The sequence below is a fragment of the Kitasatospora sp. NPDC002965 genome, assembly GCF_040611255.1.
Classification (GTDB): Bacteria; Actinomycetota; Actinomycetes; order Streptomycetales; family Streptomycetaceae; genus Kitasatospora.
The window spans coordinates 1-11,789 of record NZ_JBEXNT010000207.1; the positions used below are offsets into that span (position 1 = coordinate 1).

The window sequence follows — 11,789 nt, forward strand, 5'->3', positions numbered from 1 at the left end:
GTCCCCGGCCGGCCCGGCCCGCCCGCCGGCGCGCCCGCCCCACCCCCCCCCGCCCCCGCCCCCCCCCCCCACGTCCGGGGAAGAAGGGGTAACGGCGTGGTCAGTCGCGGCCGGCGGCGGCGGCGACGGCCTCCGCGACGGTCGCGTCGCCGGCGGTCAGTTCGAGGGTCTGCCCGGCGGTCGCCGGTTCGTGCAGCAGGGCGGCGAGGACGGCGGCGACGTCCTGCCGGTCGATCGCGCCGCGGCCGGTCGAGGGGGCGAGCCGGACCAGGCCGGTGCCCGGGCCGTCGGTGAGCCGCCCGGGGCGCAGCACCGTCCAGTCCAGCGTGGTGCGCGCCCGGACGGCGTCGTCGGCGGCGCCCTTGGCCCGCAGGTAGGTCTCGAAGACCTCGTCGTCGGGGTACGCCGCCCCGGCGTCGGCGCCCATCGAGGAGACGATCAGGTAGCGGCGGACGCCCGCGAGTTCGGCGGCGTCGGCGAGCAGGACGGCGGCGTCCCGGTCGACGGTGAGTTTGCGGTCGGCTCCGCTGCCCGGTCCGGCGCCGGCCGCGAAGACCACCGCGTCGGCGCCGGTGAGCAGGTCGGCGAGGGCGGCGGGGGTGGCGGTCTCCAGGTCGAGCAGCAGGGGTTCGGCCCCGGCGGCGGCCAGGTCCTCGGCCTGTTCGGGGCGGCGGATGATGCCGGCGGGCCGGTCGCCGTGGTCGGCGAGCAGCCGTTCGAGCCGGAGCGCGATCTGTCCGTGGCCTCCGGCGATGACGGTACGCATGGTTCCGACGGTAGCCCGGGAGTCCGTCCGGTGCCCGGGGAGCCGCCCGGGGGGGATCCCCGTGCGGCCGGGAGCTCCGGAGCCGCGCGGGGACGGCCCGGCGTCCGGGGGAGACGGCCGGGCAGGACACAATGGGCGCATGACTTCGCTCGCCCACCCGCAGCTGCGGTTCACCCCCGAGGTGAACGACCCCTCCGGCCCCCGGGAGCTGGTGATCCTCGGTTCCACCGGTTCGATCGGTACCCAGGCCATCGACGTGGTGCGCCGTAACCCGGACCGGTTCCGGGTGGTCGCCCTGTCGGCGGCCGGCGGCCGGGTGGAACTGCTCGCCGAGCAGGCCCTGGAGCTGGGCGTGCACACCGTGGCGGTGGCCGATCCGGCGGCCGAGCCGGCGCTGCGCGAGGCCCTGGCGGCGAAGGCGGCGGGCCGTCCGCTGCCGGCCGTGCTGGCCGGTCCGGACGCGGCGACCGAGCTGGCGGGCGTGGAGTGCCACTCGGTGCTGAACGGCATCACCGGTTCGATCGGCCTGCGTCCGACGCTGGCGGCGCTGCGGGCCGGCCGGGTGCTGGTGCTGGCCAACAAGGAGTCGCTGATCGTCGGCGGTCCACTGGTGAAGGCGGTGGCCCGGCCGGGTCAGATCGTCCCGGTGGACTCCGAGCACGCCGCGCTGTTCCAGGCGCTGGCCGGCGGCACCCGGGCGGAGGTCCGCAAGCTGGTGGTGACGGCGAGCGGCGGTCCGTTCCGCAGCCGCAGCCGTGCGGAGCTGGCGGGTGTCACCCCGTCGGAGGCGCTGGCGCACCCGACCTGGGCGATGGGCCCGGTCGTCACGATCAACTCGGCCACCCTGGTGAACAAGGGCCTGGAGGTGATCGAGGCGCACCTGCTGTACGACGTGCCGTTCGACCGGATCGAGGTCGTGGTCCACCCGCAGTCGGTCGTCCACTCGATGGTGGAGTTCACGGACGGTTCCACGCTGGCCCAGGCGAGCCCGCCGGACATGCGGATGCCGATCGCGCTGGGCCTGGGCTGGCCGGACCGGGTGCCGGACGCGGCGTCGGCCTGTGACTGGACCAAGGCGGCGACCTGGGAGTTCTTCCCGCTGGACGACGAGGCCTTCCCGGCGGTCGAGCTGGCCCGCGAGGTGGGGACGCTGGGCGGGACGGCCCCGGCGGTCTTCAACGCGGCGAACGAGGAGTGTGTGGAGGCCTTCCTGGGCGGCCGTCTCGCCTTCACCGGAATCGTGGACACTGTTGCGAAGGTCGTGGCGGAGCACGGACAGTACGACGGTGGACGGCCGGCGACGGGAACTTCGCTGACGGTCGAGGACGTCCTGCACGCGGAGGACTGGGCGCGCGCCCGGGCCCGCGAGCTGGCGGCCGGCTGACGCCGGTCTCCGGACCGGACCCGGGTGACGGGGCCGACCGGGACGACCGGTACGACGACAGGATGAGCGGAGTGGCATGACGGAGGAGCAGCAGTGGCAACGGTGATGACGGTGGTCGGCATCCTGGTCTTCGCACTGGGGCTGCTGTTCTCGATCGCCTGGCACGAGCTCGGCCACCTCTCCACGGCCAAGCTGTTCGGCATCCGCGTGCCGCAGTACATGGTCGGCTTCGGCCCGACGATCTGGTCGCGGCGCAGGGGCGAGACCGAGTACGGCCTCAAGGCGGTTCCGCTGGGCGGGTACATCCGGATGATCGGGATGTTCCCGCCCGGTGCGGACGGGCGGATCACCCAGCGCAGTACCTCGCCCTGGCGGACGATGATCGAGGACGCCCGGGAGGCCTCGTACGAGGAGGTCAAGGAGGGCGACGAGACGCGGCTCTTCTACACGCGCAAGCCGTGGAAGCGCGTGATCGTGATGTTCGCCGGCCCGTTCATGAACCTGATCCTGGCCTTCGGGCTCTTCCTGACGGTGATGATGGGCTTCGGCGTCCCGATGTCCGTGCCGACCATCGGCACCGTCTCGGAGTGCGTGGTGAAGGCGGGGCAGCCCACCGACACCTGCCCGGCGGACGCGCTGCCGGCGCCGGCGTTCCAGGCGGGGCTGAAGCCGGGGGACAAGGTGATCTCCTTCGACGGCAACCGGATCACCGACTACGAACAGCTCCAGGCCGACATCCGGAAGTCGGCGGACAAGCGGGTGGAGCTGGTGGTGGAGCGGGACGGCAAGGAGCTGACCCTGAACCCCACCATCGCCGTCAACGACGTGCAGAAGTACGACGCCGAGGGCCTGCCGGTCAAGGGCGAGACGGTGCGGGCCGGCTTCCTCGGCTTCACGCCGGCCTCCGGCATCGTCCGGTTGGGCTTCGGGCAGTCCCTCGACCGGATGTACGACATGGCGGAGAACGGGGTGGAGTCGCTGGCGGCGCTGCCCGGCAAGGTCCCCGGTCTCTGGCACTCGGTGGTGGACGGGACGCCGCGCGAGGTCGATTCGCCGATCGGCATGGTCGGGGCGGCGCGGGTGAGTGGTGAGGTGTTCGCGCTCGACATCCCGGGCACCCAGCGGGTCGCCTACTTCGTGAACCTGCTCGCCGGGATCAACCTGTCCCTCTTCCTCTTCAACATGCTGCCGCTGCTGCCGCTGGACGGCGGTCACATCGCGGGCGCGGTCTGGGAGTCGATCCGCCGCCGGTTCGCACAGGTGTTCCGGCGGCCCGACCCGGGTCCGTTCGACGTGGCCCGGCTGATGCCGCTGGCGTACGTCGTGGCCAGCGTGTTCATCGGGTTCACTCTGCTGGTGCTGGTCGCCGACCTGGTGAACCCGGTCAAGATCAGTTAACCCGCCGGGACCGGTGGTGCACGGGTGTCGGTCCCGGTGCCGTACCGTTGGAGCCCGGGTGTGCGATCGTCGGCGCGCCCGGGTTCGGCCGTCTTCGACCGGGCCGACCACACCTCAACCCCGGGGAACCCTGCGCACATGACCGCGATCTCGCTCGGTATTCCGTCTCTGCCGCTCAAGCCGCTCGCCAAGCGCCGTGTCTCCCGTCAGATCATGGTCGGCAACGTACCGGTCGGTGGTGACGCTCCCGTCTCGGTGCAGTCCATGACCACCACCCTGACCTCGGACATCAACGCCACGCTCCAGCAGATCGCGGAGCTGACCGCCTCCGGCTGCCAGATCGTGCGGGTCGCCGTCCCGTCGCAGGACGACGCGGACGCCCTGCCGATCATCGCCAGGAAGTCGCAGATCCCGGTGATCGCCGACATCCACTTCCAGCCGAAGTACGTCTTCGCCGCGATCGACGCCGGCTGTGCGGCGGTGCGGGTCAACCCGGGCAACATCAAGGCGTTCGACGACAAGGTCGGCGAGATCGCCAAGGCCGCCGGGGCCGCCGGCGTGCCGATCCGGATCGGCGTCAACGCCGGCTCGCTCGACAAGCGCCTGCTGGAGAAGTACGGCCGGGCCACCCCCGAGGCGCTGGTCGAGTCCGCGCTCTGGGAGTGCTCGCTCTTCGAGGAGCACGACTTCCGCGACATCAAGATCTCGGTCAAGCACAACGACCCGGTCGTGATGATCAACGCCTACCGCCAGCTCGCGGCCGCCTGCGACTACCCGCTGCACCTCGGCGTCACCGAGGCCGGCCCCGCCTTCCAGGGCACCATCAAGTCCGCGGTCGCGTTCGGTGCGCTGCTCGCCGAGGGCATCGGCGACACCATCCGGGTCTCGCTGTCCGCCCCGCCGGCCGAGGAGATCAAGGTCGGCAACCAGATCCTGGAGTCCCTCGGCCTGCGCGAGCGCGGCCTGGAGATCGTCTCCTGCCCGTCCTGCGGCCGCGCCCAGGTGGACGTCTACAAGCTCGCCGAGGAGGTCACCGCCGGCCTGGAGGGCATGGAGGTGCCGCTGCGCGTCGCCGTCATGGGCTGCGTCGTCAACGGTCCGGGCGAGGCCCGCGAGGCCGACCTCGGCGTCGCCTCCGGCAACGGCAAGGGCCAGATCTTCGTCAAGGGCGAGGTCATCAAGACCGTCCCCGAGTCGAAGATCGTGGAGACCCTGATCGAGGAGGCCCTCAAGCTCGCCGAGCAGATGCAGGCCGCGGGCGTCGAGTCCGGTGCGCCGACCGTCATCGCCGGAGAGTGACCGGCCCTGGTGCCCGGTAGTTCGCCGTTCTTCCGGAAGCGGGGCCGTCCGTGCGCGGACGGCCCCGCGGCCGTAGCCGGGTGGGGCCGGGGAGTAGGGTGCGGCCAGAGTCGTCTCAGTAAGGTGCTGTCTCGATGCTCGATCGAGGTGTGATGCTCCCCAGCTCGTTCCAGGCCGCCCGCGCCCTGGCGACCACTCGCGTACTGGAGCCGTCGGACCTCGCCGACGCTCTCGCGGTGCTCCGCCGGGACCCGGTCGCCAACGCCTTCGTCGCCACCCGGGTGGAGGCGGTCGGCCTCGATCCCTGGCGCCTCGGCGGCGAGATGTGGGGCTGGTACGACGAGCGCGGCGAACTCGACGCGCTCTGCTACGCCGGCGCCAACCTCGTGCTGGTCGAAGCCGGACCGCAGGCCGTCCAGGCGTTCGCCGAGCGGGCCCGCCGTCAGGGCCGCCGCTGCTCCTCCGTCGTCGGCCCGGCCGGCCCCACCGCCGCCCTCTGGGCCCTGCTGGAGCGCAGCTGGGGCCCGGCCCGGGAGGTCCGTGCCCACCAGCCGCTGCTGGCCACGGCCGTGCCGTCCGCCGAGATCGCCCCCGACCCGCTGGTGCGGCGGGTGCGGCGGGACGAGGTCGAGACGCTGATGCCGGCCTGCGTGGCGATGTTCACGGAGGAGGTCGGCGTCTCCCCGCTGGCCGGTGACGGCGGGCTGCTCTACCAGGCCCGGGTCGGTGAACTCGTCGCCTCGGGACGCTCCTTCGCCCGCTTCGACGAGGACGGCGAGGTGGTGTTCAAGGCCGAGATCGGAGCGGTCACCGAGGGCGCCTGCCAGATCCAGGGCGTCTGGGTGGCCCCCGGGCACCGCGGTCGCGGCCACTCCGAGACGGGTATGGCGGCCGTCCTCGACATCGCCCTGCGCGAGATCGCCCCGGTCGCCTCGCTCTACGTCAACGACTACAACCTGCGGGCCCGCGCGGCCTACCACCGGGTCGGCTTCCGCGAGGTCGGCGCGTTCATGAGCGTGCTGTTCTGACCGGCGCCGTGGCACCGGGAACCGCCCGGCGGACCGGCGTCCCCGACCCGGCCCGCGCGCGGGCCGGACGGGTAGTAACGTCCGGGTCATGGATCAGCTGACCGGGGTGACGATCGAGGCCATCGACCTTGCGGCGTGGGCTCCGCAGGCGCTCGATGTCCAGGCTGTGGCGTTCGGGCTGACGCCCGAGGAGGTCATGGTCCGGCTGCACATCGTCGGCCGGCACGCGCAGCAGCCCGGGGTCGTCGCGCTGGGCGCGCTGAGCGGCGGCCGGCTGGTCGGCTTCGGGTACGGCATGCCCAACCGGCGCGAGCACTGGTGGAGTTCCGTGATCGAGCCCTACCTGGTCGCCCGGGGCCACGGCGACTGGCTGGACGGGGTGTTCGCCATCACCGAGCTGCACGTGCTGCCGGAGTTCCAGGGCCGCGGCGTCGGCTCCGCGCTGATCCGCACCCTCTGCGAGCGGTCCGGGCTGGACCGCAGCATCCTCTCCGCGATCGACGCCGAGACGCCCGCCCGCCGGCTCTACCGCGCGCTCGGCTACCGGGACCTCGCCCGCGCGGTGCACTTCCCGAACACCGACCGGCTCTACGCGGTGATGGGCGCTCGGCTGCCGTTGCAGGCACCGACCGGATCGGCTCAGAGCGCGCCCGCGAACTCCAGGTAGAGCTCGGCGTCCGGCCGGCGGTCGGCCGCCAGGGCGCCCAGCCCCAGTTCGACGGCGCGCACGAGGGTCCAGCCGCGCAGCCGCTCCCGGTCGACCTCCAGTGCGTCGGCGAGCTGGTGCAGCCGGCGCCGGACGGCGGCCGGCACGCCCGGCGAACCGATCAGGGTGTCCGCCCGGTCCAGCGTCAGCCGGGCCAGGTCGTAGGCGCGTTCGCCGGCCAGTGGCCGCGGGTCGATCGTCAGCCAGGGGGCCCGGTCGGCGGCGAGCACGTTGCCGTGGTGGAAGTCGCCGTGCAGCAGGAACTCCTCGGTGGCCGAGGCGGTCAGCCCTCCGGCGGTCTCCAGCGCCTCGGTGACGAGGGCGTCGGCCTCCCCGGCGCCGGGCAGCCCGCGGTGCCGGTGCAGGGCCTCGGCGGTGCCCGCCGTCCGGTCGGCGAGCAGCGGGAAGGGGTGGCCCTCGGGGAGCGGCACCCAGAGCCGGTGCAGCAGGCTGGTCGCCTCCAGCATCGCCTTCGGTTCGGCCAGCGAGCGGAGCGGGATCTCGCTGTGCAGCCGCTCCAGCAGGAGCACCCCCTCGGCCGGGTCGGCCTCCAGCAGCAGGACGGCGCCGCGGCCGGCCCACACGGCGAGGGCGTCGGGTTCGCGGGCGGTCTCGGGGGTCCGGAGACCGATCTTGAGGACGGCGGGGGAGAGGTCGTCGCGGTGGACGTAGGCGACCAGGCTCAGGCTGCCGCCCGGGTCGAGGATCCGCTCCAGCGTGAGGTCCCGGCGGGCGAGTTGCGCCGCCACCCGGTCGGGCAGCTCCGCCACCCAGCGCCGTCCCTCCTCGCCCCGGCCGGCGACGACGCTCCGCGCCAGCCACGCGGGGACGGTGATCTGCCCTGGTGCTGCCGACATGCTGGCCTTCCGGTAGCCGTTCCCCCGTGGTGTTACCCGTCCATTGTCGACCATGGGGCCGAAACCGCAGGTCAGTGCTGCGGGCGGGGGCGGGCCGGGGCCGCCCGGGCGGGGGTGAAGGCGCAGGTCGGCGGGGGTGGGGCGGCGCACGGCGGCGTGCGGCGGGGACAGGTGGGGACAGGTGGGGGACGGGCCCGGACGACGGGGACGGGTCAGGCGGTGGGCGAGGCCGCCGCGGTCGGGGAGGCGCTCCCGGGGGCCGTCGGGGACGCGGTGTCGCCGGTCTCGGGGATGCCGGGGAACGCCGTGGGCGCGGCGCCCCAGCGACGGGCGCGGAGGGCGCACTCGCGCAGCGCGTCGGTGGCGGTGGCCCGCCGGGGGGTGGCGACGGCGGCGACCAGGTCGGCGTAGACGCCGGCGAGCCGGGTCTCGACGTGGGCGGCCAGCCGGGCGGCGCCCGCCGCGTCGGTGACGGCGAACGGCAGCTGGTAGCCGGCCGCCGCGGCACTCGGGGTGGCACCGGCCGCGCCGAGCAGCCGCTGCCAGGCGTCCCGCCGGGCCTGGTGTGCGGCGAGCGCGGTACGGGCGTCGGCGCGCTGCTGGTCGTCGGGCAGGCGGGCGCCGACGACGCCGTAGCCGTAGATCGCGGCGTGCTCGGCGCCGAGCGCGGTCTGGAACGCGGCGACCGCCTCGGTGGCGACGGGCGTGCCGGAAGCCGTCGCGGCGGGTTCGGGGCTGCCGGACCCGGTCGCGGCGGACCCGGTGGGCGGGTCGGTCGGCGCCGGGGCCGGGACGGTCGGCGGAGGGGTGTCCCCGAGGGCGACGGCGTGCAGCACCCCGGCGGTGGAGACCGAGGCGAGCAGCCGGGCCAGCTGCGGGGAGGCGGCGCCGAGGTCGGCCAGCCTGGCCTGGGCGGTCTGCCGCTCCAGCGAGGCGAGCGCGGCGGCGCTGGTCACGGCGGTGCCGGTGGTGCCCGTGGTGCCGGTCGCACCGGGGGGGACGGAGGAGGCGGAGGCGGACGCCGTGGGAGCGGCGGACCCGGAACCGGACGGGCCGGCCACGCCGGACGGACTGGACGGGCCGGACGGACTGGACGAGGCCTCCGGCAGTCCGGCCGCCAGCGCGGCCCGGTGCTGGACGACCTCGGCGCGCAACGGCTGGAGCTGCGCCGCCTGCCCGGCGCCGGACCCGGCGAGCAGCGAGTCGTACCCGGCGAGCAGCGCGTCGGTGGCGGCGACGGCGCGCAGCCGGACGGGCTCGTCCGGGTCGGGGCGGCGGTGCTCGCCGGCGGTGCCGCCGGTACCGGTGTCCGGCCCGTCCGTACAGGCGGTGAGGGCTCCGCCGGCGGCGAGGAGCAGCCCGAGGGCCAGGAAGGTCCGTCGGCTGGGCGGCTGCATCGGCGTCACTCCGGGGCGTGTACGGGAGGACGGCCTGCCCGCCTGCCCTCGTTGGCGTGAATGATTACAGAATCCTCACGTCCCCGGGCGGGGATTGCGTTGCCGGTCGGGGCGCGGGGCCGGTGTGACCTTGCTCGCACCGGGTGCGGGCCGGGCGGGCGCACGGGTCCGGAATCGGTGGTTGGGCGCTTCACCGGTTACGCTTTGGGCCGAGCTGCCGGGACCCGGCGTGCGCCGGACCGGCGCCCGGGAAGGCGGCGCGCCCTTCCGACAACAGCACACGCGGCCGAGGAGTCCACCCGGATGAGCACCACCCACACCGACCGGCTGCGTGCGTTGCTGGAGCCGCTGGCCGCGCAGGCGGGCCTGGACCTGGAGGACGTGAAGGTCACCCAGGCGGGCAACCGCCGGCAGGTCCAGATCGACGTGGACGCCGACGGCGGCGTGGACCTGGACGCCATCGCGGAGTTCAGCCGCGTGGTCGGCGAGGCCCTGGACGAGTCGGACGTGATGGGCGCCGGCGCGTACGTGCTGGAGGTCGGTTCGCCGGGTGCCGAGCGTCCGCTGGGCGCACCGCGGCACTGGATCCGCGCCGAGGGCCGACTGGCCAAGATCAACCTGGTCGACGGCGGGGAGATCGTCGCCCGGGTGCTGTCGGCCGACGAGGACGGCGCACTGGTCGAGGTGCAGCCCGTGAAGGGCCGCGGCCGGCCCAAGGAGCGCCGTCTGGAGTACACCGAGGTCGACCGGGCGCGCGTCCAGGTGGAGTTCAACCGCAAGGACGAGCAGCTTCTCGACGAGACCCCGGACTTCGCGGACGACGCGGACGACGCCCTGGCGGGCGACTCCTCGGAGGAGGGGGACGACGGTGCGCAGTGACGACCTTCGCACCGACCGCACCATGATGAACGTGACGAAAGACGAGGAGGCGTAGCCGTGGACATCGACATGAGTGCCCTGCGCGCGCTGAGCAGCGAGAAGAACATCCCCTTCGACCTGGTGGTCGAGTCGATCGAGTCGGCCCTCCTCACCGCGTACCACCGCACCGAGGGCTCGCGCCGCCGGGCCCGGGTCGACCTGGACCGCAGGTCCGGCCACGTGACCGTGTGGGCCACCGAGGACCCGGCGGAGCTGGACGAGGGCGTCGAGCCCAAGGAGTTCGACGACACCCCGAACGGCTTCGGCCGGATCGCGTCCAGCATCGGCATGCAGGTGATGCTGCAGCGGCTGCGCGACGCCGCCGACGACCAGACGTTCGGTGAGTACGCCGGCAAGGAGGGCGACATCGTCACCGGTGTCGTCCAGCAGGGCAACGACCCGAAGAACGTGCTGGTCGACATCGGCAAGCTGGAGGCCATCCTGCCGCCGCAGGAGCAGGTCCCGGGCGAGGACTACCGGCACGGCACCCGACTCAAGTGCTACGTCGTGGCGGTCCGCCGGGGCGTCCGCGGTGCGTCGGTGACGCTGTCCCGGACCCACCCGAGCCTGGTCAAGAAGCTGTTCGCGCTGGAGGTCCCGGAGATCGCGGACGGCAGCGTGGAGATCGCGGCGATCGCCCGCGAGGCGGGCCACCGCACCAAGATCGCGGTCTGGTCGCGCCGCCAGGGCCTGAACGCCAAGGGCGCCTGCATCGGCCCGATGGGCTCCCGGGTGCGCGCGGTGATGGGCGAGCTGCACGGCGAGAAGATCGACATCGTCGACTGGTCGGAGGACCCGCGCGAGATGGTCGCCGCCGCGCTGTCCCCCGCGCGGGTGACGAGCGTGGAGATCGTGGACCTCCAGCACCGCTCCGCACGGGTGATCGTGCCGGACTACCAGCTGTCGCTGGCGATCGGCAAGGAAGGGCAGAACGCCCGCCTCGCCGCCCGTCTCACCGGCTGGCGGATCGACATCCGTCCGGACACCGAGGGCCAGCCCGAGGGCCGTTCCGAGGCCGGCGACCGGGCCGGTGACTGACCGCGGTTCTGCCGGCCGGTCGGTGCCGCACGAGCCCCCTGCGGATCCTCCCCGGATCGGCGGGGCGGCGCCATGTCCCTCCGGAGGGGTAGACTTGCCTTCGTCTGGCCGGACGCACGTCCGAGCACGCCCGGAACGCACCTGCGTGGGCTGCCGAAAGCGCGCGGCCAAGCACCTGCTGTTGCGTGTCACGGCGGTCGAGGGCGTCTGCGTCCCCGATCCCTGTGGCGCACTGCCGGGCCGGGGCGCTCACCTGCACCCCGAACCGGCCTGCCTCGACCTCGCGGTCCGCAGACGGGCGTTCCCCCGGGCCTTCCGGCTCCAGGGCACGCTCGACACCGAGCGGATCCGCGAGTACCTCGGGGAACGGGCGGGCGACACCCCGGAGCCCTGAGCTTCCCAGGCCAGGTCCGGTGGGGCACCCCCTCGTCACGGCCGCCGCTCGCGCGGCGGAGAACCACCGCAACAAGCACGGCGGGCGGGCAGCCGCACGCCGTGCCACCAGTCAGGTACCTCGCGATGTGGAAGTAGGTCGAGATTGCGATGAGCACTCGATGAGTACGCGATGAGTACGCGATGGGTACGCCCATGAAGTAGCGACGGTCCGGCGGACGAGACACCCCGGACTCATAGATCAGGAGTGAAGTGGCTAAGGTCCGGGTTTACGAACTCGCCAAGGAGCTCGGTTTGGAGAGCAAGGCCGTGATGGCCAAGCTCACCGAGTTGGGTGAGTTCGTCCGTTCGGCGTCCTCGACCATCGAGGCGCCGGTCGTACGCAAGTTGACTGACGCGCTGGGAGTGGCCCCCACCGGTGGGGGCTCCGCTGCCAAGCCGGGCCCGCGGAAGCCCGCGGCGCCCCAGCCCACCGGTGGCGCCGCCGCCGGTGCGGCCGCACCCAGGCCGGGTGGGCCCACCCCGGGACCGCGCCCTGCCGCGACCCCGGGTCCCCGTCCGGCCCCGGCCGCCGCGGCTCCCGCCGCCCCGGCCGCCCCCGCAAC

At 74.0% G+C, this 11,789-nt stretch carries 12 protein-coding genes; 9 read left to right on the plus strand and 3 right to left on the minus strand.

The annotated features are described in order from the left end of the window. Positions 1-100: 100 nt before the first annotated feature. Positions 101-766: an NAD(P)H-binding protein gene (locus ABZY91_RS39700; protein WP_355408846.1), complete on the minus strand. Its 666-nt coding sequence runs from the start codon at positions 764-766 to the stop codon at positions 101-103. A 139-nt stretch (positions 767-905) separates the two neighbouring features. Here ABZY91_RS39700 and dxr point away from each other — a divergent pair, with 139 nt between their 5' ends. From dxr to ABZY91_RS39725, 5 genes are all read left to right on the plus strand, one after another. After that, positions 906-2,150 carry a 1-deoxy-D-xylulose-5-phosphate reductoisomerase gene (gene dxr, locus ABZY91_RS39705; protein ID WP_329952553.1) on the plus strand — a complete coding sequence of 415 codons (1,245 nt, stop codon included), beginning with the start codon at positions 906-908 and terminating at the stop codon, positions 2,148-2,150. Positions 2,151-2,243: 93 nt separating this feature from the next. Then, complete coding sequence (locus ABZY91_RS39710; RefSeq protein ID WP_329952552.1) at positions 2,244-3,548, plus strand: site-2 protease family protein; 1,305 nt, start codon at positions 2,244-2,246, stop codon at positions 3,546-3,548. A gap of 138 nt (positions 3,549-3,686) precedes the next feature. Further along, on the plus strand, positions 3,687-4,847 hold the full coding sequence (gene ispG, locus ABZY91_RS39715; protein ID WP_329877501.1) for a flavodoxin-dependent (E)-4-hydroxy-3-methylbut-2-enyl-diphosphate synthase: 1,161 nt from the start codon (positions 3,687-3,689) through the stop codon (positions 4,845-4,847). A gap of 134 nt (positions 4,848-4,981) precedes the next feature. Further along, positions 4,982-5,875: a GNAT family N-acetyltransferase gene (locus tag ABZY91_RS39720; RefSeq protein WP_355408849.1), complete on the plus strand. Its 894-nt coding sequence runs from the start codon at positions 4,982-4,984 to the stop codon at positions 5,873-5,875. Between the two features lie 88 nt (positions 5,876-5,963). Continuing rightward, positions 5,964-6,542 carry a GNAT family N-acetyltransferase gene (locus ABZY91_RS39725; protein ID WP_329877506.1) on the plus strand — a complete coding sequence of 193 codons (579 nt, stop codon included), beginning with the start codon at positions 5,964-5,966 and terminating at the stop codon, positions 6,540-6,542. Here the strand turns inward: ABZY91_RS39725 and ABZY91_RS39730 are convergent. Further along, complete coding sequence (locus ABZY91_RS39730; protein ID WP_355408852.1) at positions 6,515-7,438, minus strand: aminoglycoside phosphotransferase family protein; 924 nt, start codon at positions 7,436-7,438, stop codon at positions 6,515-6,517. The two genes, ABZY91_RS39725 and ABZY91_RS39730, sit on opposite strands and share 28 nt — an antisense overlap. Before the next feature lie 212 nt (positions 7,439-7,650). Further along, complete coding sequence (locus ABZY91_RS39735) at positions 7,651-8,835, minus strand: ferritin-like domain-containing protein (protein ID WP_355408860.1); 1,185 nt, start codon at positions 8,833-8,835, stop codon at positions 7,651-7,653. Positions 8,836-9,138: 303 nt separating this feature from the next. On the opposite strand from ABZY91_RS39735, the gene rimP reads away from it, so the two are divergent. The 4 genes from rimP to ABZY91_RS39755 all read left to right on the plus strand — a co-directional run. Continuing rightward, entirely contained in the window at positions 9,139-9,714 is a 576-nt protein-coding gene (rimP, locus tag ABZY91_RS39740) for a ribosome maturation factor RimP (protein ID WP_329877510.1), read from the plus strand. Between the two features lie 57 nt (positions 9,715-9,771). Further along, positions 9,772-10,791, plus strand: coding sequence for a transcription termination factor NusA (gene nusA, locus ABZY91_RS39745; RefSeq protein WP_355408854.1), 1,020 nt, complete (start codon positions 9,772-9,774; stop codon positions 10,789-10,791). Positions 10,792-10,936: 145 nt separating this feature from the next. Further along, positions 10,937-11,185: a YlxR family protein gene (locus tag ABZY91_RS39750; protein ID WP_355408856.1), complete on the plus strand. Its 249-nt coding sequence runs from the start codon at positions 10,937-10,939 to the stop codon at positions 11,183-11,185. A 251-nt stretch (positions 11,186-11,436) separates the two neighbouring features. Next, positions 11,437-11,789 (plus strand): translation initiation factor IF-2 N-terminal domain-containing protein (locus tag ABZY91_RS39755; RefSeq protein ID WP_355408858.1); only part of this gene is annotated, 353 nt, incomplete at its 3' end.

What these genes read in the sequence shown, in the direction of transcription:
- dxr (WP_329952553.1), top strand. Translation starts at nt 906, where the DNA reads ATGACTTCGCTCGCCCACCCGCAGCTGCGGTTCACCCCCGAGGTGAAC.
- ABZY91_RS39735 (WP_355408860.1), bottom strand. Translation starts at nt 8,835, where the DNA reads ATGCAGCCGCCCAGCCGACGGACCTTCCTGGCCCTCGGGCTGCTCCTC.
- rimP (WP_329877510.1), top strand. Translation starts at nt 9,139, where the DNA reads ATGAGCACCACCCACACCGACCGGCTGCGTGCGTTGCTGGAGCCGCTG.
- ABZY91_RS39700 (WP_355408846.1), bottom strand. Translation starts at nt 766, where the DNA reads ATGCGTACCGTCATCGCCGGAGGCCACGGACAGATCGCGCTCCGGCTC.
- ABZY91_RS39730 (WP_355408852.1), bottom strand. Translation starts at nt 7,438, where the DNA reads ATGTCGGCAGCACCAGGGCAGATCACCGTCCCCGCGTGGCTGGCGCGG.
- ispG (WP_329877501.1), top strand. Translation starts at nt 3,687, where the DNA reads ATGACCGCGATCTCGCTCGGTATTCCGTCTCTGCCGCTCAAGCCGCTC.
- ABZY91_RS39720 (WP_355408849.1), top strand. Translation starts at nt 4,982, where the DNA reads ATGCTCGATCGAGGTGTGATGCTCCCCAGCTCGTTCCAGGCCGCCCGC.
- ABZY91_RS39725 (WP_329877506.1), top strand. Translation starts at nt 5,964, where the DNA reads ATGGATCAGCTGACCGGGGTGACGATCGAGGCCATCGACCTTGCGGCG.